We start from the raw sequence: 20,505 nt of genomic DNA, 5'->3' as shown, positions 1-20,505 counted from the left end.
GGGGCGGTTACCGGATGCCGTATTTTTTGAGGATTTTCCGAATCGGCGGCTCGATGCGTTCGAGCATGCGTGTGAATCCGAGGTCGGTGGGGTGGATGCCGTCGGTCGTAGCGATGTGGTCGCCGCCCAGCAGGTCGCCCGGAGCGACGAAGTAGATGTGTTTGTCCGTTTTCATGCGCTCGCGGATTCGTGCCTCGGCTGCGGCCATTTTGTCGCTTTCGAACTTTTCGATTCTGGTGCTGAAGTTACGGGTTTCGCGGCGGATGGTCTGCAGGAAAATCAGCGGGGTAGTGGGATGCGCCTTGCGGATGGTATCCACAAATGCGTCGAACCGCTCGTCGATGGTTTTGGCCGAGGGGTTGGAGAAGCAGTCCAGGATGAATGCGTCGGCTTCGACGTGCGCCAGGTAAGAGGCGAACTCGGGTTGCATGGTGCATTGTCCGCTGAACCCGAGGTTGATGAAGTAAAGCCCCAGGTCGCGTCCGAGCCGGGAGGAGTAACACATACCGGCGCGTCCGGCCGCTATGCCGTGCGTAATGCTCGAGCCGTGGATTACGATTCTGTGGCGGAACGGGTTTTCCATCGGGGCGATGTCGCTCTGTCCGTCGACGCCGATTTCGAGGCGCTTCAGCTGGTCGTAGAGCGGCAGGTAAAGCAGGCACTCCTTTTCACCCTCCTCCAGGGTGCTGACCAGTGTGGCTTCGTGGCGGTCGTTCCTGCCGTCTATCTTCGGCGTTCCCACTCCGGCGAAAACCCATTCTCCGCCTCGGCGGATATACAGGTCGAGTCCTTTCTGGGCGATGGCGGTCATGTTGGCGCCGGGGTTTTTGCCCGAAGTTTCCCAGCGTGCGCAGATTGTGCGGCTGTCGGTGCGGAAAACGACGGCCAGTCCTGTCGAATGGTAGCAGAAGCCGACGGTTTTGGCCGGCACCCGGAACCGCGCCGTGTCGATGCGGTTATAGGGGAGTTCTGTGGGCAGGGCTTTGCCGATAATGGTCAGCGTCGTTGCGTCTACGTAGCGGATGGGCGGTGCGGCATGCGACGCTGCAGCGAAGAGTGCGCTCCCGAGCAGCATCAACAGGTGTATGCGTTTCATAATCCGGTGGTTTTGTTTGTTACTCCGGATACAAAGATAGCATAATTTCAATCCGTTGTATCCTGTCGGAGGACAGAATGTGCCCCTTGCGGTATCGTCATACGCCCGTCGCCGTTTCGAAACAGCGGGGAGGGTGCCGGGCAGCGCCCGACGCCCTTCGTGAACACCGCCTGTGCGGGGCGTGTTGCCGGCCGGCCCCAAAACTTCGCCGTCCCGTCCGCAATGAACGGGATTTTTTTACGTTTCCCGGGTACGGCTGGCCGCGAAAATGCCTATCTTTGCAACTGTGTCCAGCTTGAAAACGATGAAAGATTTTGCAGCCATAGATTTCGAAACGGCCAACGGCCGGCGTACGAGCGTCTGCTCGGTAGGTGTCGTCGTTGTCCGCGGCGGCGAAGTGGTCGACACCCTGTACAGCCTGATTCGCCCGCGTCCCAATTTTTACAGCCGTTTCACCACGGCCATCCACGGCCTTACCTATGAAGATACCGCCGAAGCCCCCGATTTTGCGGAGGTGTGGAAGCAGATTGCGCCCCGTATCGAGGGCCTGCCGCTCGTGGCCCATAATTCGCCTTTCGACGAAGGGTGCCTGCGGGCTGTTTTCGAGTTGTACGGCATGCCGTATCCCGGTTATCAGTTTTACTGCACGTGCCGTGCTTCGCGCCGGACTTTCGGCAGCCGGCTGCCCAACCACCAGCTTCATACCGTGTCGGCCGCCTGCGGGTTCGACCTGGCCAACCACCACCATGCGCTGGCCGACGCCGAAGCCTGCGCCCGAATTGCACTTAAAATCCTCTGAATAAAACACCCGGAGCGGCAGCCCCGGGTGTTTTTTGTCAGAGTCCCAGCTCCAGCGAGAAGCGGATTTCCCAACCGTCCTGCGGCGATTTGCCGACGGGGGCCGTCACGCGGTCGTAAAAGTGGTACGACATGTCGGCCTGAACTTTCAGGCTGTGGCCGATGATATAGCGTGTTATTCCCAACGTCGACTGGTTCCGGCGCACGTAGCCGGTCAGGGCCTGAATTTCGTTCTCCGGGAAGAGTGTTGAATTGCGCAGGGCCAACTCCCATTTGCGGTCGAAGAGGTAGCTGGTCTGGACATTGAGTCCGCATCCGCTGTATACGAATTCGTTTTTGCCGGGGCCGAACTGCGGGTCGGGGCACGTGCGTCCCATAAAATCGGTGTAGAAGGCGAAGCCGCGGTATTTGAGAATGAAGTCGGCGAAATAGGAGCCGATATTCCGCGTGGCGTCGTCGGGCATGGACGCGCCCCGCTGGCCGCTCAGGCGCGAGGCCTTGTGGTTGAAGGAGTAGGCCCCGGCCAGCAGTATCTTGACTTTTTCCTCTCCCTCGAAGTCCCCTTCCAGCACGTCGCCTTTGGCTTTGAACCGCCCCAGTGGGTAGAGCTCCAGGCGTCCCGTGTAGGCCAGTCCCCCGTTCGACGAGCTGCCCCAGTTGCGGCCCTCGCCCAGTGTCACGGAGCCTTTGGCCGACAGGTTGAAGCCCTCGCCGCCGCGCATGTTGTATTCGCCGAAGAAGCCGAAGTCGCGGTCGAGGTTGAACTCGCTGTTGACGATGCTGCGGTCTACGAACTGCAGGGCGCTCGACGAGTTGATGCGCGCCCGGTTGGCCTTGATTTTGGTTTGTCCGAACCCGATGTTCCATTTGGGACTCGGGACGTAGTAGACGATAGCGTCACGGACGATGTTCATGTTGCCGTTGGGCAGGGGATCGGTATCGTAGGAGGTGAAACCCAGCTGTACGGAGTAAACCAGTTTCGGCGAGTAAATATGTCCGTCGAAGCGCAGCCGGAGCCGTTTTACCTGGGCGTCGGTTTTCGTGAGCGTGAAATCTTCGTCGAACGATAACCCCACCATGTTCTGCATGCGGAAGCGCATGGTCAGCGAGAACCAGTTGTTCTTGGGGCGGAACGTGATGCCTTTGCCTACCTCGAGGTTGGGCATGTTGCGAAGGCGTTCCGGCTGTTGGTTGTCGTCGTCGAGCGAATCCGCCGCTGTGACTTCGGTATGTTTCAGCATCGAGCGCTCCTGTGCCGCTGCGAGCGTGCAGGTGCAGGTCAGCAGGAACAGGAAGAGTGTTTTTTTCATGTCGGTCTTGTCTGTTTGTTTGCGTTTTTCCGGCTTCGGGCAAAAATACAAAAAATATGCTTGTTCCGGTCATGTCGCTGCAAAGTTGGAAAGTAAACCTGAAAAGAATATGAAACAGACGTTGGTATGCTGTAAAAAAGGAATTATATTTGTGTGATACTGTCCGGGATACAGTCTGTCGCAGGGTGAGCCTGCGGGCAATAAACCCGGCGGCGGCACGTTTTAGGATATAACAGTTAAAATAAACGACGATGACAACGACAAATTTCAAGGGTTCGCCCGTACATATCGACGGCGAATTCATCCAGACAGGCGTTCAGGCCCCCGAATTCGAATTGGTAAAGAGCGATCTGTCGCCGCTGACGCTCGGCAGCCTGAAAGGCCGGCGCGTGGTGCTGAACATATTTCCCAGCCTCGATACGGGCGTCTGCGCTACCTCTGTGCGCAAATTCAACAAACTGGCCTCTTCGCTGCCCGACACCACCGTCGTGGCCGTATCGAAGGACCTGCCGTTCGCACAATCCCGTTTCTGTACTACGGAGGGAATCGACAATGTCGTGCCCGCATCCGATTTCCGCACGTCGGGATTCGATAAGGCTTACGGCGTGCTGATGTCCGACGGCCCGCTGGCCGGGCTTCTCGCCCGTGCAGTGGTAGTGATTGACAAGGCCGGAAAGGTGGTTTACACCGAACTGGTGCCGGAGATTACCGAGGAACCCGATTACGACAAGGCCGTGGAGGCAGTTAAGAACAACTAAACCTAAACAGATAGATTTATGATACGATTGAATGTTTTTATCCGGACGACGGAGTCCAACCGGGAGGAGATAATGAACACCGCAAAGGAGCTGGTCGCGGCTTCGCTTAAGGACGAGGGGTGTATTGCATACGACCTGTTCGAAAGCTCGACCCGCAAGGACGTGCTGATGATTTGCGAAACGTGGAGCGACGCCAAGGCCCTGGCTGCCCACGAGCAGGCCTCGCACTTCACGACGCTGGTGCCGCGCTTGCACCAGTTGGGTGAGATGAAGCTCGAGAAGTTCGTTTTCTGACGGTTCCGGATGACGGGGAAAAGACTTTTGCCAAAGCAAAAGTCTTTTTTTTTTGCCATTGGAAATCAGAGCGTTGTGGCGATGATAGATGCTGTGCGCCGTTTGCGGATGCGGTTCGTTGCCGGGCGGATAGATGATTCCGGTTGAGGTCTTGCATGGGCAGGGACACCGTCGGATTTGAAAGCTGTTTGTGGGTAACCTGCCATGTCCCGCAGCGTTCGCTGGCCCGGGTATTCGGGAGGGTTCCGGTGTTCCACGGACGCGATTGCCGGGATAAATTCGCTGCGGCGGGACGCAAGCGGGGGCAATCGGGAGTAGGCAAATGAAAGATTTGCGTATCTTTGCACCGGATAAATCGCTTGAAAAATGGCAGACGACTATTTAGGACGGAAAATGGAGGAGTATCTGGCCCGGGCGGCAGCGGGCCCGCGGAATCGCACGCCGTCGGCGACGCTGAACAGGCTGCTGCTGAAAAACCGGAGCCATCGCGGTTACGACGCCCGCTTCCTCGTGCGCGCGGATCAGCTCCGGCGGATTATCGGCGTGAATACCAAAATTCCCTCGGCGCGGAACCAGCAGGTGCTGCGGTTCCGTCCCGTCCTTGCCGACGAAGCTCCCCGGGTTTTGGCGCATATCCGTCTGGGAGGCGCGTTACCCCAATTACATTTGCCCCTTCCGGGTACCGAGCCCAATGCGTTCATCATTGTCTGCTCGACGGTCGAAGAGAACCGTTATGTCGATATCGATTTGGGCATTTCGGTTCAGAGCATGTTGCTGCAGGCGGCGGAAATCGGGTTGAACGGGATTTGTATCGGGGCGTTCGACAAGGAGCGGATTAAGCGGGAGTTCGGGCTGGAAGCGGAACCGCTGCTGATTCTCGCCATCGGCAAGGGCATCGAGAAAATCGAGCTGACGGAGATCGGCGCCGGCGACGACCATGCCTACTACCGTGAAAACGGTACGCACTATGTCCCCAAAGTCCGTGTGGAAGATCTGCTGATTGAATAGTCCGGCCTTTTCAGCGCCGGCCGGATGACCCCACAATGCGTTAAAGCCCTGTGCCGTTGGCCGCGAGGATATAGGCGTTGAGATAGGTTGCGAAAAGAATCCAGCAAAGGTACGGGACGAAGAGCCACGCCGCCGCGGTGTGTATCCTGCCGCTTTGCGCAATATAGGCAATGACGAGGATGTCCAGGAGCGCGATGTCGAGCATACCCAGCAGGGGGCTTCGGCATACGAAGAAGAGGATGCTCCACAGGACATTGAATCCCAGTTGGACGAACCACAGGGTCATGACTTTCCGGCGCGAGGGTGCGGCGGAGGTCAGGAGCAGCCCCGCGGAGACGCCCATGCAGAGGTAGATGATACTCCATGCAACCGGGAATACCGCATCGGGCGGAGTCAGCGCGGGTTTTATAAGAAAAGGATACCATTCACGTATCGAATCGCTCTGCCACCATCCGACCAATCCCCCCAATACGAAACAGAGCAGTGTGGGAAGAATATAAGCCCAAGCCTTTTTCATTGTTTTGCCGTTTTATGTCATTCGTGCAAAATCGGTGCCCGCGTCCGGGGCGCTGACGGCCGGCGGATGAAACGGGTATAAGATTTGTATCCTGCCCGGCATGTACTATTAATGTTGTCGCGCCATGTTTATCTGGTATCTAATCATAGGTCTTCTCGCCGGATGGATTGCGAGCAAGATTGTCCGGGGACGCGGATCGGGCCTCGTAGTCAATCTCGTCGTCGGACTTGTCGGCGGCATATTGGGCGGGTGGTTGGTCTCGCTTGTCGGATGGGTTCCGGTGGGTTCCGTCGGGAGCCTGCTGACATCGGTTATCGGTGCAATCGTACTTTTGTGGTTCGTTTCACTCGTAACGCGGACGGTGCCGCCGAAAGGTACGCATTGAGGCGTCCGCATCCTGCCGGAAGTGTCCGGCAGCCCGAATGCCTGCCCTGCACGACAAGGAATCGGAATGGAGCCGCACGAGCCCGGAGCGTGTCCCCAGTTGCTGCGGGACGCTAACCGGGCTTTCTTTGTCCGACAAGGGCCGGATAAAAAACGGGGGACTGTCTGAAACTTGTCAGACAGTCCCTTGCGACACGCTATCGAAAGATAAATTGCACCGTTAGCAATTGCCCTGCGATTTTTTGGTGTACTGGTTGTGTCCTTCGGGATTGTTGCTGCGCGAAACGCGGCCCGTAGCGGACGACTGGCTTTTGGCGGTTCCCCGGCTGGCCGAGCTGGCGTGCGAGGTGGTTGTACGGGACGATTTCGTCGCCGATTTGTTTTGTCCGGTCTGTGTGCGGCCGGCGGTCTTGTTCGTTGACTCTTTCATGACAGATAAAGAATTTAGTTTGACATTGTGCTGTCGTTCGTGCCGAAAATAATTTCTTTTCGACCGAAAGCAAGTTTGTAACGCTGCACTATTGACGCAATATGCGGCGTTGTTCGGAAAGAATACAAAACGTATACCATTCCACTCTTCCAAGGCATTCATTCGACTGTTCCGGCTATAAGGAGCGCATTATTTTTTGACCCAGACGGCCAATTTTCCCCCGTGTACTTTGAAAAGGGCCTTGCCGTCGTCTCCGATGACTATTTCGTCGTCATAGCTTCCCGTGATTTCATGCCACGTCTCATTCGCATGCGTTACGCCTACGGACATCACCTTTTCACCGTCTTCACCGTTGGAAAGGAGCAGCGCCAGCCCGGAATCCGGATGCTTATCGTCGCCTGCGCGGGTGAACCCCACCGTGTTGGGATGGTCGAAATAGTCGGTCTGTTCGCCGAATGCCCGCGAGCGGCGTGCGTCGAGCAGGATGTCGAGGACAGGACGGTGGGGCGACGCTTCGCCTTTCATGCTGTAATAGTCGCCGTAGAAGATGCAGGGATAACCCTCTTTCATGAGCAGAATCAGACCGTACGCCAGCGGTTTGAACCACGATTTGACCTGCGATTCGAGCGAACTGCCGCGCTGCGAATCGTGGTTGTCCACGAACGTCACGGCGAGCGTGGGGTATTTCTGCACGAGCGTGTCTGCGAGCAGCGTCCGCATGTCGAAATCGCGCCCCTGCTGCGAAGCAGTGAAAAGTTTGAAATGGAGAGGTGCATCGAACAAATCGATTTGGTGGTCTACGGCGTCGAGATAGGCTTCCAGCGACTCGAAGTCGCCGCTCCAGTATTCGCCGACGGCGTAAAACTCCTTGCCCCGGGAAGCCCGGACGCTGTGCATGAAGTCGGCGATAAAACTGTTCTTGATGTGTTTGAGCGCATCGAGACGCATGCCGTCGGCATTCAGCGTCTGGGATATCCATACGCCCCAGCGCTTCATCTCTTCGATGACTTCGGGATGGTCGAAATCCACGTCGTTGAAAATCAGGAAGTCGTAATTCCCGTTCTCGCTGTCGACTCCTTCGCTCCACTTTTTGCCTTCGCCCTGGATGAGGTAGATGGCCCGCTTGCCGGTTTCGTAAACCTGGTCGGTTCCCGAAAAGTGGTACCAGTGCCATTTGAAGGGAGAATACGTGTCGCCGCGTCCCGGAAAGGTGTATCCCGTCCAGCCTTCGACTTCGACGGGAGCGCCGATTACCTGCTCGCGGTTTTCGGGATTGACCTCGCAGGCCATGAATTTTTCGGTATAGTCGGCACCGGTCTTCTGGTTCATCACCGTGTCGAGATAGACCGAAATTCCGTTGTCATGCAGCGCCGCTATCGCCTCTTCCAGCTCGTGCCGCGTTCCGTATTTGGTGCGGACGGTTCCCTTCTGGTCGAACTCGCCCAGATCGTACAGGTCGTAAACGGCGTATCCCTCGTCCTGCTGTTCGTCGGCCTTGTAGGCCGGCGGCGTCCAGATGGAGGTGACACCGATGTCGTGCAGGTGTTTGGCGTCCTCTTTGAGCTGTGTCCACAATTTACCGTCATTGGGCAGATTCCATTCGAAATACTGCATCATTACTCCGTTTTTCATAAAGCCGATATATGTTTGATGTTTGCGGTGTTTTGTTGCAAAGCGCATGCAAAACAGGAAGAACGCTCCGGCGGAAATTCCGGAGCGTTCTCACCCTGCGTGCCGGCGGGATATTTAGTTCTGTTCGACCGGCTGGCGGCGGGACGTCTCGATGCTTTGCGAATCGTACTCGCTCCACTGGAGGTTCTTCTCCGGTGTGGCTTTGCGGATTTCGTCGCTGCGTTGCTTGCCGAGTTTCTTGTCCGCGCTGCGCACCGAAGCTTCGGTGCGGGGAGTCCCCTGGGGTTTGAGCCGTGTGAGGCCGTCGGTTTCAATCACCTGCTCGCGCGGGTTCTCGACGTACAGCCACTCTTCGCCCAGCCCGGTGCTTTCGCCTTCGTTCCACGGCCCGCGGGCATCCTCTCCCATCGAATGATTGGAGTAGATGTTGCTGTAGCGGGGATCGCTTTGGAGCACTCCCGGCGGGAAATTGGGCTGGATGGTGCCCAGAGCCGCTTCGAATTGCTGGAAATGCGCCACTTCGCGTGTCATCAGGAAATTGAGCGTGGCCAGCACATCCTTGTCGTCGGTGAATTGCATCAGGTATTCGTAAACGATTTTGGCGCGCGATTCGGCGGCGATGTCCGAACGCAAATCGACCGTCAGGTCGCTGTTGGCATTGACATAGGAGCCCTGCCACGGGACGCCGTTGCTGTCGGTAAGGCGCGGCCCGCCGCCCGTCAGTACGCCGAATTGCGGATTGACCGAAAAGGCCGCGTGGATGAAGTCGTCCTTCGAAACGGTTTGTCCGAAGACGTCGCTGCGCTGGGCCGCATCTTTCAGGTTGCCGTTGACGCCTGCGAGCAGCATCTGGATGGTGGCACCGACGATTTCGAGGTGTCCCAGCTCCTCGGTGGCGATATCCATCAGCATGTCGTATTTGTCCGGATAGGGGTTGTGGCAGGCGAACGCCTGCACGAAGTACTGCATCGCAGCTTTCAGTTCGCCGTTGCCGCCGCCGAATTGTTCGAGCAGCAGCCGTGCGAAACGGGGATCGGGTTTCGATACCCGTGCCTTGAACTGGAGTTCTTTGGAGTGGTAAAACATACATTTGTCGTTTTAAGGTGATACTTGGTTCGTGTTTTTATTCCGAAGGAGCGGCCTTGCCGGGCCGCTCCTTATGCAGAGGACGGAATCAACGCTGTTTCGGGAGGCCGGCATAGGCGGACTCTTTTTCTTTTCCGTCTGCCGTGCTGTCGCCGGTGTCGCGGGACTCGTTCTGGCCCTGTTGCCCGTACTGCTGCCGGTCCTGCTGCTTTTTATTCATACTTTCTTCGTTCATGCGGCTTCCGATGCTCTGTTCCCGGTCGGAGCCTTTTTCCTCCCAGTACGAACCTTTCTTCGAGCCGTATTGTTCCGTATGGCCCGGCTGTTGCTGCTGGCGGTAGGAACTTCCTTCGGTGCCGCCCGCGTGCATGCCGCTGTTGTCGCGGCCGTGGCTGCGGGGGTCGAGGTTGTTCGTGTTGCCGTTTTTCATCGGGCCTGTCTGTGTGTCGTTTCGGTTGTCACGGCTTTCGCCGTGCATTTGGTTGGTCTTGTCCATAATCGTGATTTTTAATGATTCGGTTTGTTTTGTCTGATTGCGACGGGTCAGTCGTGCCCCTCGGTCTTGACAATCTTGTTGTAAAGTCCCATTATCAGCAGCGGGGCGGCCCATTGGCCGACGAGCAGCGCTGTGGATTTACGGCCGCGCAACATCATGCAGACCGAAGCCGCCAATGCGCTCAAGCCGGCGCCCAGGTAGATCATCGAGGGTACTTTGGAGGTCTTTTTTTCTACGGCAACGGTCGCGTTGCCTTCCTGTGATTTGTTGTTTTTCATGATTTTGCAGAGTTTAAAAACCGGAGCAGTTTCCTGCTCCGGGCGCAATTAACACACACGACAATCTTTAATAGATTGTTATCTTGACGATTCCGTCGACGGCGGGAACCGGGAAGGTGTCGCCGACAGCGCTGATGGCCTTGTCTTCCGGCATCAGCGTTCCGCCGAACAAGAACTGGGCGTTACCGGCACCGGGATACTGGCTTACGGCCGTGCCGTCGTCCAGCAGGACGGTCTTGCTCGTTACGTTGCCTTTGGTCAGGGCATTGAGTTCGGGGCCATTGGCGAAGAACCAGTCGTTCGAATAGCCGAACATCGTGGCGAAGGCCACTTTCTCGTTGGCCGCAGCCTCATAGGTGCATTCCATGCTCTTGCCCGGCAGGACGGTATCCGTAATCGTGTAGATTTTGCGTACCTGCGGGACTTTTTCGAGCGATGTGCGCAAAGGTGCCGGGTCGCCGCGCTGTGCGAGCGCTGCCAGGCCGAGCTGTGCGTCTTTCTGTCCCAACTGGTAGATCGGGTTGGTGTTGCCCGTGTAAACCACTACGATGGCACCGTGCAGCGTGGTGATGATGCCCGTCTGGTCGGCGACAAGCGATTGCAGGGGAGCGACATCGCCGGCTTCGGCCAGTTTGGTCAGTTCAACGCCCGATTTCTGGTCGACGCTGAAGAACGGCTTCTCCATTACCAGTTTGCCGTCGAGCAGGTTCGATACGACGAACACGCCGCCCGAGAACGGAGTCTCGTTCGATGTGCCGTTCGAGATGTTGGAAATCGTACAGGTAAACTGCGACTGCACGGCGTCGAAAGTCAGGTTGACCTGAAGCAGGGTCGAAGCCTTCGGATAGGTGTGGCCTTCCGTGTCCGTACCGTTCACTTCGCTTACCACGCCGGCCTGGGCTACGCCCGGATGGTTGACGTTGGGGCCGGGCTGCTCGTTGACGCGGGTGCCGTTGTCCCACAGTTTCACGGCATCGGTTATGATGCCGGTATAGGGAACACCCGCATCATTGAAGAGTTCGATACCCGGATTCTCCGGAGCGAAGAACAGGTCGTTGGAATAGGAATACATGGTGGCGAACATCAGGCGCTGCCCTTTGGCCGCATGGAATGTGAACGAAGTCGTGGCTCCGGGGGCGACGGAGGCGAACGTGCCGCTCTGGACGTAATTCTTCGTCGGGATTACGTTCTCGAACTTGATTGTCGGCTTTGTGCCGGGGGCGTTGTTGTCGTCGTCGTCGTCACAGGCGGTAAAGGCGAGCCCTGCGAAAAGCAAAACCGCAGCGAATGCGGTGAAAAAGTACTTTTTTTTCATGGTTGATGTAATGATTAATTAAGTTAATACTCGGTTAAACCGTTGTTGCTATTTATATTAAGGTATATGTTCATATTTGTCGTCCGGCACCCTTTTCGATGCAGTTGCGTGCATCATTTATGCCATGAAAAATACTTTTGGATGGATTGAAAAAGCGGGAGGATGGATATTCCTGCAAAACACGCAGTAAGGGGTGGATGGATTTTTTTTCGCACCTCGTGCGTTGAGGTAAAACATTCTTCCTGCGGAGGTTCGGACGCCGTTTCGGCAGATTTTTTGCGGCTCCCGGACTGTGACGCCCGCCACTCCCCGGTTTCGGCGGCTTCGGGTGAAATTACCATACAAATAGGACTGCGATGACGAAAAACCTTTTGACCCTTCAACGGGACGAGACTACCTTGTGCGAAGTCTACCGCCGGCTGGCCGGACTGGAAAAAGATCCGGTTCGCCGGCGGACTCTGCTGCGTATCATGCACGACGAAAGACGGCATTGCGAGGTGCTCAAAAGCCGTACGGGACGTACGGTGGCTCCCGATTCGAAACGGGTTTTCTGGTATGTGGGAATGGTCAGGGTGCTGGGGCCGGCTTTTGTGGTGCGGCGGATGGAGCAGTGCGAAAGAGGTGCGGAGGCGAACTATGCGCTCTATCCCGAACGCGAAGAGTTCGTGCGCATAGCGCTGGAGGAGCGGCGGCACAGCGAGGAGCTGACGACCTTGGCCGGCGGAATGCGGTTGTGTTACATAAGCTCGGTCGTCCTGGGGTTGAATGACGCGTTGGTCGAGTTCACGGGAGCGCTGGCCGGTTTTACACTGGCGCTGAACGAGCCGCGGCTGGTCGCGCTGACGGGCGGAATCACGGGTATTGCCGCGGCCCTCTCGATGGCGGCCTCCGAATACCTTGCCACCAAGTCGGAAAAAGGCCGCGAGAAACATCCGCTGCGGGCTGCGGTCTGCACCGGAATCGCTTATCTGGTAACGGTCGCCATTCTGATACTTCCTTATCTGCTCTTTTCGAGTGCGCTTGCGGCGTTGGGGGTCATGCTCCTGGCGGCCTTGAGCGTGATTGCCCTGTTCAATTATTATTATGCCGTCGTCCGGCGGGAGAGTTTCAGGCAGCGTTTTTTCGAAATGGCCCTGTTGAGTTTCGGCATCGCCGGAATCAGCTTCCTGATCGGCTATATCCTCAAGTTGTTTACGGGTGCAGCCCTGTAAAGCGGCCTTTGGCGCCTGTTTGTACCGTCCGGCAGGCCGGATTGGGGCATGCGGCGGAACTGAAAAAAATTGATAGTCAGTATGGAAAATATTTTTTTAACAATTTCAACCTCAATGGAATACCATTTGCAGGTATTCCGGTATCATTCATCACTTAAATTCTTTATATTATGAAAAAAATTCTTTTACTCGTCGCGGCTGCGGTATTTGCTTTTGCCGTAAGTGCTGCTCCTCAAAAGGTTGATTTCGGTAAACTGCCGAAAAACTCGCAGGAGTTCATTCAGAAAAATTTCCCCGGTGAGAAGGTGAAGTCCGTGGAGATGGATCGTGAGGCGTCGTGGGACAAGTACACCGTCTATTTCAACAGCGGCAACCAGGTCTCCTTCGAGGGCGGCAGCGGTGATTGCTCGCAGATTATCATGAAGAACGGTTCGGTTCCCATGTCGGTGATTCCGGCCAAAGTCAAGACCTATGCGGGTAATAACTACCCCGGTCAGCGGATTGTTATGGTGGAGACGACTGCCGACGGTTACAAAGCAGGGCTTGCCGACAAGACGGTGCTCGATTTCGATAAGGATGGCAACTTTACGAAAGCTACGAAATAGTTTTCGCCGTGTGAAAAACGCAGGGGGCGGCCGTCGTCATGCTCCCTGCGTTTTTATGTTTCCAGCGGGCCGTGCCGGCCCGAATTGTAATCGTATCATGCCATGTGTTATCATATTTTTCTTGCTGCCGGGCCTGATGAGCTCGCCCGGCATTTCGGCCGCAAGGCCGATCTGAACCGAAATTTCCGCCCGCCTTGCCGTGTCTGCGCATTTTCGCACCTCCCGTATCCGATTCTGACCCGGGACGAACAGATACAGTATGCCAGTTGGGGATTGATTCCCTATTGGATACGAAAGACGGAGGATACCGTGACGCTCCGTAACCAGACGGTCAATGCCCGTGCGGAAACCATTTTCGAAAACGCCTCGTTCCGGGTTCCGATTCGTCAGCGACGCTGCCTGGTGCCCGTCAGCGGATTTTATGGGTGGCGCCATGAACAGAATCGGAAAATCCCCTTGTACGTGACGCTGAAAGAGCGGCCTCTCATTTCGTTGGCCGGGATTTTCGATTGCTGGTATTGCAGTGCGACCGCGGCATTGACGATGACTTTTTCGATAATCACTACCGAAGCCAACCCGTTGATGCGCTACGTCGACAATGCCAATTGCCGGATGCCGGTAATCCTCCGTCCCGACGACGAGGAGCGCTGGTTGAATCCGGAGTTGTCCGACAGGCAAATCGCCGCATTGCTCAAGCCGTATCCGGAGCAGGAGCTCTACAGCGAACCCGTGCGATGCGATTTCATGCACGAGGCCGCTGCCGATCCGGGCATAGTCGTACCGGCTTGAACGTACCGCAGTGAAAATAAAAAAGGGAAGTCTGAAGACTTCCCTTTCCTGTTTTCGGCTCGCCGGGTCATACTTTTTCCTTAATCCGGTTTGTTGCCTGCGTGGCCGTCTCGTTTACCTTGTGCGCGGCTTTGGTCAGGCCCTCTTTGGTCGCATTTTTGACTTTCGTGCCGGCCTCTTCGATCTTGCCGGCCATTTTGTGAACGCCCGTCCTGGCTTCGTTCCGCGCCTCGATGGCCGCCTCCTGGGCGTCATCCTTCAGCTTCTGCATGTTTTCCTGCAGATGGTGCTTTGCCTGCTGGCCGTGCTCTTCCACCTTGTGAACCGCTTTCTCCGCGTGTTCGCGGTACGTTTCGTTCTCTTTTGTCGAATACTTTTCCATAATTACATTGTTTTAGCAGGTTTGTGCCGTGTAAACAGCGATACGATCCACAGCAGTACGATAGCGCCGATGACCGAGGAGAGGAAAGTTCCCCATGTGCCTGTCGGCACCCATCCTAACAGAGAAACGAGCCAGCCGCCCAGAATGCCGCCGATGAGACCGACGATCAGATTGACCAGCAATCCGGAGCCGCTGCCCTTGAAAATCAGGCTGGCGATCCATCCGGCCGCCAGGCCAATGAGTAAATACCATAAGAAATACATATCTTTTATAATTTTGGTTGACAATCAATATAATACAAAATTTGTACCCCGGAGGATGGACTGCCGGAAATTATTCGCTGTATGCGATAATAGCCGATGAGGGGGCTATCCGGACAACTCCTCCGGAGAGGCGTTCGCGGCTGTCGGGGTCGATTCGCCCGTCGCGGCAAATTACGACACGGTCTGCTTCGGGAAGCTGGAATTCGGCCTCCCGGCGGTTTCCGTTATAGGCCACCAGAATCTCTTTCCACGCATCGCCGTTCGCATATTCGCCCAATGTATAGGCGATTATGCCGGAGTCGCCCGTGTCGAGAAAACGGAGCCACTGCCGCAGTCCCTCTGCCGTCGGGATGCGGAAGGCCGGATGCGCTTTCCGCAGGGCAATCAGTTGCCGGATATAGTCGAACAGTTCGCGGTTTTTGGCTTTCAGCGACCAGTCGATCCGGTTGACGGCGTCGGGCGAACGGAAACTGTTCGGCTCGCCCTGTTTGTCCTGCATCATCTCCTCGCCGGCACGGATGAACGGCACCCCCTGCGCTGTGAGCAGGATGGTGTGTATCAGCTTGTCGATAGGGAGCAGCTCGTCTTGGGCACGGTCGCCCGTGACGGACAGTTTCAGTTTGTCGATTACCGTGTAGCCGTCGTGGCTGGCCACGAAATTAACCGCCTGGGAAGGGGCGGCCGCATACGGTACGGAACTGTACAGGAGCCCGTTATAATCTACCTGCGGATGCTGTGTGGCGCCGACGACCCCGAATTTTACGGGTTCGTAGTGTCCGGCGATATTCCCCGAAGCGTATCCGCAGGCGTGTTCCTCGAACGTGCTGCCGCGCACGGCGTCGCGGAAATCGTCGCAGAAAACGGCGATACCCTCCATCTGTCCGACATGATCCCGTACGGCCCGTTTTTCCGGCGGCAGGGGAGAGTCGGCCGCAAGCCAACCCTCGCCGTAGATGAAAATGGTCGGGTCGATTTTCGACAGTTCTTCCCGGATCCTGTTCATCGTTTCGATGTCGTGTATTCCCATCAGGTCGAACCGGAAACCGTCGATATGGTATTCCTGCGCCCAGAACTTGACGGATTCGACGATGTAGTGCCGCACCATTTCGCGCTCTGAGGCCGTTTCGTTGCCGCAGCCCGAGGCGTCCGAGTAGGAGCCGTCGGCATTCTGGCGGTAAAAGTAGCGGGGAACGGTAAGGGTGAAATTCGAATGTTCGACCGAGGCCGTGTGGTTGTAGACGACGTCGAGAACGATGCGCATGCCGTTCCGGTGCAGGCTTTGCACCATCTGTTTGAACTCCCGGATGCGTGCCGCGGGGTCGGCGGGATCGGTGGAGTAACTGCCTTCCGGAACGTTGTAGTTCTTCGGGTCGTATCCCCAATTGTAGGTTTTGTCCGACAGCCTCGCTTCGTCCACTGTTGCGTAATCGAAGGAGGGGAGGATGTGTATATGTGTTACACCCAGTTCTTTGAGGTGATCCAGACCGGATGCCTCCCCTTCGGGAGTCTTGGTGCCGGTTTCGGTCAGGGCGAGGAACTTGCCTTTGTTTTCGATTCCGGAATCCGGGGCGATGCTGAAATCGCGGTGGTGCAGTTCGTAGAGAATGATGTCGGAATACATCTTCAATTCGGGCGCGCGATCCGACTCCCAGCCTTCCGGATTGGTTTCGCTCCGGTCGATTACGGCCGCCCGGTCGCCGTTTATGCCGACAGCCCTGGCCCAGATGCCGGGTGTTTCATCCAGCCAGTTTCCCGCTTGTTCGATTTGAAAGGTGTAGAAAGTCCCTTTCAAATCGTGCTCCAGGGCGATGCGCCACGTGCCGTTGTCGGAGGGCTCCATCTCCAGCCGCTCCTCTGCCTCGCCGCCGTCGCCCGAAGCGTAGAGATTCAGCCGGGCTTTGTCGGCTGTGGGCGCCCACAGCGTAAAGACGGAGCGTTGAGGAGTGTATGCCAGTTCCAAATCGGTTCCGTAATAACAGGGATATTGGTCGAACGAATCCAGCCGGTCGGCCGCGGGATGATTCTTCAGAGTTTTCATGGGAAATATTTTCAGGAATTCGGAATTTGCGTTTTGCCGGCTGCGGCCGGTTCGCTGCCGTTTTTGCCGTTTTCGTCCCGGTGCAGGAGCAGCGTACGGGTGGGGAATGCGAATTCGAGTCCCGCCTTGGCGAAAGAGTCCAGTATCTCCAGATTCACGTCCGACGTCACTTTCAGAATGTCGCCCTGTTTCTCGATGTAGTAGTAGAACGTGATGACCAGCGCCGAATCGGTGTAGTCCGAAAAGTAGGCTGTGGTGTCCGACGGATTCCCGGAAACGTCCTTGACCTTTGCCGGGATGGCTCTCAATATATCCAGCGCCTCTTTCATCTTTTCTGCTCCCGTGTCGTACGTCAGCCCCAGTTTCACCATGGCCCGCCGCATCGGTTCCGAAGAGATGTTGACGATGGAGGCATCCGTAATCTTGTAGTTGGGATAGCTCGTGATGCGCCGGTCGTAACCCAGTATCCTCGTGCTACGCATGCCCACGTCGATGACCGTCCCCTCCAGGCCGTTCACGTTAATCGTGTCGCCGATGCCGAAGGGCTTGTCCGTAAAGATGGTGAATGCGCCGAAGATGTTTTTCACGGTATCCTGTGCGGCCAGGGCGAAGGCGATACCGCCGATGCCCAGCGTGCCCCATAACGCATTGATGTCGACGCCTACGTTGCTCAAGGCCGTCACCAGGCCGATAACCCAAATCAGAACCAGGAGCGTCCGCCTGACCACCGGCATCATTTTCACCGCATGACCGTCCGATCTCTGTCCCCAATATTGTTGGAGCAAGGCCGTGGAAAGGCGGGCGAGAACCCAGGTTATGTCCAGTATAATCAGTATGCGGTAGGCGTTGTCGACGTACTTCACCAAGTTGTCGGGATAGACCAGCCGGTGAATGGCAATCCAGATGCCCAGCAGCATTACGGCGAATTTCAGGGGTGCTTCGAGGGAGTAGTAGATAATGTTGTCCACCCGGTTGTCCGTGCGGTCGATAAACGGCCTTATGACCTTCCGGCCCAACAGGGAGAGCAGTTTTACGACGACGAACGCCCCTGCGACGATAAGTATGGAAACAATCCATGTCTGGACCGTATTTCCCCAAATTTCATATTCCAACATTTTTCAATCGGTTTTTAAATTATAGAATCAATTTGTTATTTGTGCCTTCTTTTTTGCCATCCGGCTCTTTACAATAGTGCATGCCGCAACGTTTTTTTCTTATCCGGGGTTTCAATTTTTATGCCTTTGGAGGCAAATTTGCACGATTTCGAAATGAAAATGTGGTTGAGGATGAGGATGATAATTCATAAATCCAGGAAGAAGTCGGTGTGTATCACTGTCGCAGGACTCCTTGCGGGTATAGCCGGCGGCCTTGTTTTGTACTATGTCCGCGATGTCGTTCTGGGGTGGTGCCTCGTGATAACGGCGGTCTTCGCCCTGCTGTACGGTATGTGTTCGCTGTTCGACCGCCGCCCGTATGTCGTCCTTACCGCGCACGGCATTACCGAACCGTTTACGATTCGTGAGCAAATCGAATGGGAGGCCATACGTTATGTGGACGACTTCTACTTCCGGGGCCAGTACTGGGTGCGCCTGCTGCTCCGCGGCGATTACAAGCCGCAACTCATACGGCCGGGCTGGTTTCGGAGATTCGACCGGCTGTACGAATCGGAGGGTGTAAAGGCAGTCTACATCCGCATGATGGGGCTGGAGGTCGATTCCATGCAGTTGGTCGCCCTGATTCGCAAGATGAAAGAGGCGGATATGCCCGACCGGATTGGCTTGCTGAAAAAGTACCGTTCGAAGTGAAGTGGAATCCGATGCGCGGGACGTGCGTCCGGGCCGGGGCACAAGCCCTTCCGCCTGTAATATTCCCGCATAATAAAACCCCGCCGAAAAACTTTTTGGCGGGGTTTGTTTTGTTTTTGCCGATGGCGGCATCGACTTTCAGCGGAGAGGGAGGAGTGTGAGCCTATCACACCTAAATCTATGTAAGTCAAATACTTAACAGATTCTCGAGCCGTGCTGGTTACAAATTGGATACAAAACTGATTTTTTGCCCTAATTGTCCAGAAAGAATCTATTACCAATACAAATATACAACATTATCATGTCATTATGTCATTGCAAAATAAATTGCAGTTTTTTTAATAAAATACCACCTAATTGACATGTATTCAACATTATATATTCCATGCAGGCAATGTGGAAATCGAGTATATTATTGAATATTTTATTGGGTGATGGATTGAATGTAGGTGCAAGCTGCGACCGGGAATGAGTTTTTTCCAATTTGGTCGTTTGTAAGACAGCGGGCATATAGGTATATAAATACCTATATGCCCGCTGTCTTTATCGATATTGCTTGGCGAATAATGATTTATGCCTCAATTTTATTGCAAGATATAAGTGGAAAATATGGGAATGAAGATATTAAAAAGCGCCCCGAGAACCAAGTATTTTCGGGGAGCTTTTTATTGTATTGAGTACACTATATCGCCTTTATCAGCGAGCGACCCAGCCATACCAATATCAATCCCAGAATAAAACTCAATCCGACGTAGAGACCGAAATAGAGCCAGTGTTTCTGCTGCAGGAGCAGGTACATGTCATCGGCGAACGACGAGAAGGTGGTGAATCCGCCGCAGAAGCCGGTGATCAGGAAGACGTTCATCGATGGGGAGATAACATGGGTTTTCTCGGCCAGGCCGAAGAAGATGCCGATCACGAAACTGCCGATTATATTGACGGCGAACGTGCCCCAGGGAAAAGCCGAAACCGTGATGACATGGGCCAGTTTCCCTGTCAGAAAGCGCAGGCATGTGCCGATAAAGCCACCGAAACCTGCAATAATCATTGCTTTGAACATAATTCTCACATTTTTAGTTGATTCTACCATTCGGAATTTTCTCCGGGCAAATTTAATGCCACCGGCTTTCGGGCTTTTTGTCAAATATTTCAGGTCAAGCTTTGGCATCCTATTTGGAACCTCCCATAACAGTATCGGCGAACTGCTGCTCCGGTGGGCTACGAGATGGCCTTCGGGGATGCGGAGCCGGATTAACTATAAAAATCATTTACTATGCACTTGACACCGAAAGAGATTGACAAGTTGATGCTGCTTTCACTCGGTATGGTTGCCGAACGGCGCATGAAGAAAGGGCTGAAACTGAATTATCCGGAGGCCGTAGCCTATATTACGTCCACGGCACTGGAGGGAGCGCGTGAAGGCAAAACCGTAGAAGAGGTTATGAAAGGAGCGGCCAGCGTACTGAAGAAAAGCGACGTTATGGAGGGCGTCGCCGATATGATCGACCTGTTGCAGGTCGAAGCCGTGTTTACCGACGGTTCCCGTCTGGTGAGCATCCACCATCCGATTAAGTAATTTTAAACAAGCGAATTTATGAGTACAACAAATCCCGCCCCTGCGAACAATCAGGCACAGGCGGCGAGTCTCTATCCGAATAAACCGGGGTTTAAACCTGCACAGCCCGTCATTGTCGGAGGCGAAATTCTGATGAGCGACCCGATCGAGTACAACATCGGGCGTAAAACCGTAAAGCTGGTCGTGCGCAATACCGGCGACCGTCCCATCCAGGTCGGTTCGCATTTCCATTTCTTCGAAGTCAATCGCTACCTGGAATTCGACCGTGAAGCCGCGTTCGGCTGCCACCTGAACATTCCCGCCACGACCGCCATCCGTTTCGAGCCGGGCGACCAGAAGGAGGTCGAAGTCGTCGCCTATTCGGGCAAGCGTCGCGTGATCGGTTTCAACGGTCTGGTGATGGGCTACACCGGCGAGGAAGATGCTCCCACCTA

General features: G+C 55.4%; 24 protein-coding genes and 1 pseudogene. 11 read left to right on the top strand and 14 right to left on the bottom strand.

Features of this window, described 5'->3' with window-relative positions; genetic code table 11:
* Nucleotides 1-7: 7 nt before the first annotated feature.
* Complete coding sequence (locus QZT71_RS04185; RefSeq protein ID WP_295912903.1) at nucleotides 8-1,096, bottom strand: SGNH/GDSL hydrolase family protein; 1,089 nt, start codon at nucleotides 1,094-1,096, stop codon at nucleotides 8-10.
* 304 nt (nucleotides 1,097-1,400) lie between these two features.
* Between QZT71_RS04185 and QZT71_RS04180 the strand changes: the two genes are divergently transcribed.
* Nucleotides 1,401-1,895: a 3'-5' exonuclease gene (locus QZT71_RS04180; protein WP_295912900.1), complete on the top strand. Its 495-nt coding sequence runs from the start codon at nucleotides 1,401-1,403 to the stop codon at nucleotides 1,893-1,895.
* A gap of 37 nt (nucleotides 1,896-1,932) precedes the next feature.
* Here QZT71_RS04180 and QZT71_RS04175 read toward each other — a convergent pair whose 3' ends face one another.
* On the bottom strand, nucleotides 1,933-3,204 hold the full coding sequence (locus QZT71_RS04175; protein WP_295912898.1) for a porin: 1,272 nt from the start codon (nucleotides 3,202-3,204) through the stop codon (nucleotides 1,933-1,935).
* Nucleotides 3,205-3,455: 251 nt separating this feature from the next.
* Between QZT71_RS04175 and tpx the strand changes: the two genes are divergently transcribed.
* From tpx to QZT71_RS04160, 3 genes are all read left to right on the top strand, one after another.
* The gene (gene tpx / locus QZT71_RS04170; protein ID WP_295912896.1) at nucleotides 3,456-3,962 is read left to right on the top strand and encodes a thiol peroxidase; all 507 of its coding nucleotides are present in this window, start codon (nucleotides 3,456-3,458) and stop codon (nucleotides 3,960-3,962) included.
* Between the two features lie 18 nt (nucleotides 3,963-3,980).
* Nucleotides 3,981-4,256, top strand: a complete 276-nt coding sequence (locus tag QZT71_RS04165) for a putative quinol monooxygenase (protein ID WP_295912891.1) — start codon at nucleotides 3,981-3,983, stop codon at nucleotides 4,254-4,256.
* Nucleotides 4,257-4,622: 366 nt separating this feature from the next.
* Entirely contained in the window at nucleotides 4,623-5,264 is a 642-nt protein-coding gene (locus QZT71_RS04160; RefSeq protein WP_295912888.1) for a nitroreductase family protein, read from the top strand.
* A 40-nt stretch (nucleotides 5,265-5,304) separates the two neighbouring features.
* On the opposite strand, the gene QZT71_RS04155 is transcribed toward QZT71_RS04160, so the two are convergent.
* The gene (locus tag QZT71_RS04155) at nucleotides 5,305-5,781 is read right to left on the bottom strand and encodes a TspO/MBR family protein (RefSeq protein ID WP_295912886.1); all 477 of its coding nucleotides are present in this window, start codon (nucleotides 5,779-5,781) and stop codon (nucleotides 5,305-5,307) included.
* Between the two features lie 124 nt (nucleotides 5,782-5,905).
* On the opposite strand from QZT71_RS04155, the gene QZT71_RS04150 reads away from it, so the two are divergent.
* A complete protein-coding gene (locus QZT71_RS04150) occupies nucleotides 5,906-6,166 on the top strand; it encodes a GlsB/YeaQ/YmgE family stress response membrane protein (protein WP_295912883.1) in 261 nt (86 codons plus the stop codon).
* A gap of 219 nt (nucleotides 6,167-6,385) precedes the next feature.
* Here the strand turns inward: QZT71_RS04150 and QZT71_RS04145 are convergent, their stop codons facing one another.
* The 6 genes from QZT71_RS04145 to QZT71_RS04120 all read right to left on the bottom strand — a co-directional run bounded on the left by QZT71_RS04145 (nucleotide 6,386) and on the right by QZT71_RS04120 (nucleotide 11,402).
* Nucleotides 6,386-6,595 carry a hypothetical protein gene (locus QZT71_RS04145; RefSeq protein ID WP_295912881.1) on the bottom strand — a complete coding sequence of 70 codons (210 nt, stop codon included), beginning with the start codon at nucleotides 6,593-6,595 and terminating at the stop codon, nucleotides 6,386-6,388.
* A gap of 189 nt (nucleotides 6,596-6,784) precedes the next feature.
* The gene (locus QZT71_RS04140) at nucleotides 6,785-8,227 is read right to left on the bottom strand and encodes an alpha-amylase (RefSeq protein ID WP_295912876.1); all 1,443 of its coding nucleotides are present in this window, start codon (nucleotides 8,225-8,227) and stop codon (nucleotides 6,785-6,787) included.
* Nucleotides 8,228-8,341: 114 nt separating this feature from the next.
* Nucleotides 8,342-9,313: a manganese catalase family protein gene (locus tag QZT71_RS04135; RefSeq protein ID WP_295912873.1), complete on the bottom strand. Its 972-nt coding sequence runs from the start codon at nucleotides 9,311-9,313 to the stop codon at nucleotides 8,342-8,344.
* Between the two features lie 88 nt (nucleotides 9,314-9,401).
* Nucleotides 9,402-9,809: a hypothetical protein gene (locus tag QZT71_RS04130; RefSeq protein WP_295912870.1), complete on the bottom strand. Its 408-nt coding sequence runs from the start codon at nucleotides 9,807-9,809 to the stop codon at nucleotides 9,402-9,404.
* 47 nt (nucleotides 9,810-9,856) lie between these two features.
* A complete protein-coding gene (locus QZT71_RS04125; RefSeq protein WP_295912867.1) occupies nucleotides 9,857-10,087 on the bottom strand; it encodes a hypothetical protein in 231 nt (76 codons plus the stop codon).
* 67 nt (nucleotides 10,088-10,154) lie between these two features.
* On the bottom strand, nucleotides 10,155-11,402 hold the full coding sequence (locus tag QZT71_RS04120; protein WP_295912865.1) for a spondin domain-containing protein: 1,248 nt from the start codon (nucleotides 11,400-11,402) through the stop codon (nucleotides 10,155-10,157).
* Between the two features lie 356 nt (nucleotides 11,403-11,758).
* Between QZT71_RS04120 and QZT71_RS04115 the strand changes: the two genes are divergently transcribed.
* The 3 genes from QZT71_RS04115 to QZT71_RS04105 all read left to right on the top strand — a co-directional run bounded on the left by QZT71_RS04115 (nucleotide 11,759) and on the right by QZT71_RS04105 (nucleotide 14,007).
* On the top strand, nucleotides 11,759-12,613 hold the full coding sequence (locus QZT71_RS04115) for a VIT1/CCC1 transporter family protein (RefSeq protein ID WP_295912863.1): 855 nt from the start codon (nucleotides 11,759-11,761) through the stop codon (nucleotides 12,611-12,613).
* Between the two features lie 170 nt (nucleotides 12,614-12,783).
* Nucleotides 12,784-13,218, top strand: a complete 435-nt coding sequence (locus QZT71_RS04110; protein WP_295912861.1) for a PepSY-like domain-containing protein — start codon at nucleotides 12,784-12,786, stop codon at nucleotides 13,216-13,218.
* Between the two features lie 102 nt (nucleotides 13,219-13,320).
* Nucleotides 13,321-14,007 carry an SOS response-associated peptidase gene (locus QZT71_RS04105; protein ID WP_295912860.1) on the top strand — a complete coding sequence of 229 codons (687 nt, stop codon included), beginning with the start codon at nucleotides 13,321-13,323 and terminating at the stop codon, nucleotides 14,005-14,007.
* 67 nt (nucleotides 14,008-14,074) lie between these two features.
* Here QZT71_RS04105 and QZT71_RS04100 read toward each other — a convergent pair whose 3' ends face one another.
* The 4 genes from QZT71_RS04100 to QZT71_RS04085 all read right to left on the bottom strand — a co-directional run bounded on the left by QZT71_RS04100 (nucleotide 14,075) and on the right by QZT71_RS04085 (nucleotide 17,805).
* The gene (locus QZT71_RS04100) at nucleotides 14,075-14,389 is read right to left on the bottom strand and encodes a hypothetical protein (RefSeq protein WP_295912857.1); all 315 of its coding nucleotides are present in this window, start codon (nucleotides 14,387-14,389) and stop codon (nucleotides 14,075-14,077) included.
* A gap of 2 nt (nucleotides 14,390-14,391) precedes the next feature.
* A complete protein-coding gene (locus tag QZT71_RS04095) occupies nucleotides 14,392-14,652 on the bottom strand; it encodes a GlsB/YeaQ/YmgE family stress response membrane protein (RefSeq protein WP_295912854.1) in 261 nt (86 codons plus the stop codon).
* A 70-nt stretch (nucleotides 14,653-14,722) separates the two neighbouring features.
* Nucleotides 14,723-16,690: a type I pullulanase gene (gene pulA, locus QZT71_RS04090; RefSeq protein ID WP_295912852.1), complete on the bottom strand. Its 1,968-nt coding sequence runs from the start codon at nucleotides 16,688-16,690 to the stop codon at nucleotides 14,723-14,725.
* A gap of 11 nt (nucleotides 16,691-16,701) precedes the next feature.
* The gene (locus QZT71_RS04085) at nucleotides 16,702-17,805 is read right to left on the bottom strand and encodes a mechanosensitive ion channel family protein (protein WP_295912850.1); all 1,104 of its coding nucleotides are present in this window, start codon (nucleotides 17,803-17,805) and stop codon (nucleotides 16,702-16,704) included.
* A 171-nt stretch (nucleotides 17,806-17,976) separates the two neighbouring features.
* Between QZT71_RS04085 and QZT71_RS04080 the strand changes: the two genes are divergently transcribed.
* Nucleotides 17,977-18,495, top strand: a complete 519-nt coding sequence (locus QZT71_RS04080) for an STM3941 family protein (protein WP_295912848.1) — start codon at nucleotides 17,977-17,979, stop codon at nucleotides 18,493-18,495.
* A 682-nt stretch (nucleotides 18,496-19,177) separates the two neighbouring features.
* On the opposite strand, the gene crcB is transcribed toward QZT71_RS04080, so the two are convergent.
* Nucleotides 19,178-19,555, bottom strand: coding sequence for a fluoride efflux transporter CrcB (crcB, locus tag QZT71_RS04075; RefSeq protein WP_195459975.1), 378 nt, complete (start codon nucleotides 19,553-19,555; stop codon nucleotides 19,178-19,180).
* Nucleotides 19,556-19,768: 213 nt separating this feature from the next.
* On the opposite strand from crcB, the gene QZT71_RS04070 reads away from it, so the two are divergent.
* Nucleotides 19,769-20,071 (top strand): urease subunit gamma, encoded by a 303-nt coding sequence (locus QZT71_RS04070; RefSeq protein ID WP_009597094.1) that lies wholly within the window; start codon nucleotides 19,769-19,771, stop codon nucleotides 20,069-20,071.
* A 111-nt stretch (nucleotides 20,072-20,182) separates the two neighbouring features.
* Nucleotides 20,183-20,476: pseudogene (locus QZT71_RS12510) on the top strand (urease subunit beta); the annotation flags it as partial.
* Between the last annotated feature and the right edge of the window lie 29 nt (nucleotides 20,477-20,505).

The organism is uncultured Alistipes sp. (assembly GCF_902388705.1).
In the GTDB taxonomy this organism is placed as follows: domain Bacteria; phylum Bacteroidota; class Bacteroidia; order Bacteroidales; family Rikenellaceae; genus Alistipes.
Note: the sequence above shows the minus strand (reverse complement) of the source record. Positions and strands in the feature narration are given on the sequence as shown.

Coding starts and splice junctions, on each gene's coding strand:
- QZT71_RS04080 (WP_295912848.1), top strand. CDS start 17,977: ATGAGGATGATAATTCATAAATCCAGGAAGAAGTCGGTGTGTATCACT.
- QZT71_RS04180 (WP_295912900.1), top strand. CDS start 1,401: ATGAAAGATTTTGCAGCCATAGATTTCGAAACGGCCAACGGCCGGCGT.
- QZT71_RS04140 (WP_295912876.1), bottom strand. CDS start 8,227: ATGAAAAACGGAGTAATGATGCAGTATTTCGAATGGAATCTGCCCAAT.
- pulA (WP_295912852.1), bottom strand. CDS start 16,690: ATGAAAACTCTGAAGAATCATCCCGCGGCCGACCGGCTGGATTCGTTC.
- QZT71_RS04105 (WP_295912860.1), top strand. CDS start 13,321: ATGTGTTATCATATTTTTCTTGCTGCCGGGCCTGATGAGCTCGCCCGG.
- QZT71_RS04185 (WP_295912903.1), bottom strand. CDS start 1,096: ATGAAACGCATACACCTGTTGATGCTGCTCGGGAGCGCACTCTTCGCT.
- QZT71_RS04155 (WP_295912886.1), bottom strand. CDS start 5,781: ATGAAAAAGGCTTGGGCTTATATTCTTCCCACACTGCTCTGTTTCGTA.
- QZT71_RS04125 (WP_295912867.1), bottom strand. CDS start 10,087: ATGAAAAACAACAAATCACAGGAAGGCAACGCGACCGTTGCCGTAGAA.
- QZT71_RS04115 (WP_295912863.1), top strand. CDS start 11,759: ATGACGAAAAACCTTTTGACCCTTCAACGGGACGAGACTACCTTGTGC.
- QZT71_RS04135 (WP_295912873.1), bottom strand. CDS start 9,313: ATGTTTTACCACTCCAAAGAACTCCAGTTCAAGGCACGGGTATCGAAA.
- QZT71_RS04150 (WP_295912883.1), top strand. CDS start 5,906: ATGTTTATCTGGTATCTAATCATAGGTCTTCTCGCCGGATGGATTGCG.
- QZT71_RS04110 (WP_295912861.1), top strand. CDS start 12,784: ATGAAAAAAATTCTTTTACTCGTCGCGGCTGCGGTATTTGCTTTTGCC.
- tpx (WP_295912896.1), top strand. CDS start 3,456: ATGACAACGACAAATTTCAAGGGTTCGCCCGTACATATCGACGGCGAA.
- QZT71_RS04095 (WP_295912854.1), bottom strand. CDS start 14,652: ATGTATTTCTTATGGTATTTACTCATTGGCCTGGCGGCCGGATGGATC.
- QZT71_RS04100 (WP_295912857.1), bottom strand. CDS start 14,389: ATGGAAAAGTATTCGACAAAAGAGAACGAAACGTACCGCGAACACGCG.
- QZT71_RS04085 (WP_295912850.1), bottom strand. CDS start 17,805: ATGTTGGAATATGAAATTTGGGGAAATACGGTCCAGACATGGATTGTT.
- QZT71_RS04070 (WP_009597094.1), top strand. CDS start 19,769: ATGCACTTGACACCGAAAGAGATTGACAAGTTGATGCTGCTTTCACTC.
- crcB (WP_195459975.1), bottom strand. CDS start 19,555: ATGTTCAAAGCAATGATTATTGCAGGTTTCGGTGGCTTTATCGGCACA.
- QZT71_RS04145 (WP_295912881.1), bottom strand. CDS start 6,595: ATGAAAGAGTCAACGAACAAGACCGCCGGCCGCACACAGACCGGACAA.
- QZT71_RS04120 (WP_295912865.1), bottom strand. CDS start 11,402: ATGAAAAAAAAGTACTTTTTCACCGCATTCGCTGCGGTTTTGCTTTTC.
- QZT71_RS04130 (WP_295912870.1), bottom strand. CDS start 9,809: ATGGACAAGACCAACCAAATGCACGGCGAAAGCCGTGACAACCGAAAC.
- QZT71_RS04160 (WP_295912888.1), top strand. CDS start 4,623: ATGGCAGACGACTATTTAGGACGGAAAATGGAGGAGTATCTGGCCCGG.
- QZT71_RS04175 (WP_295912898.1), bottom strand. CDS start 3,204: ATGAAAAAAACACTCTTCCTGTTCCTGCTGACCTGCACCTGCACGCTC.
- QZT71_RS04165 (WP_295912891.1), top strand. CDS start 3,981: ATGATACGATTGAATGTTTTTATCCGGACGACGGAGTCCAACCGGGAG.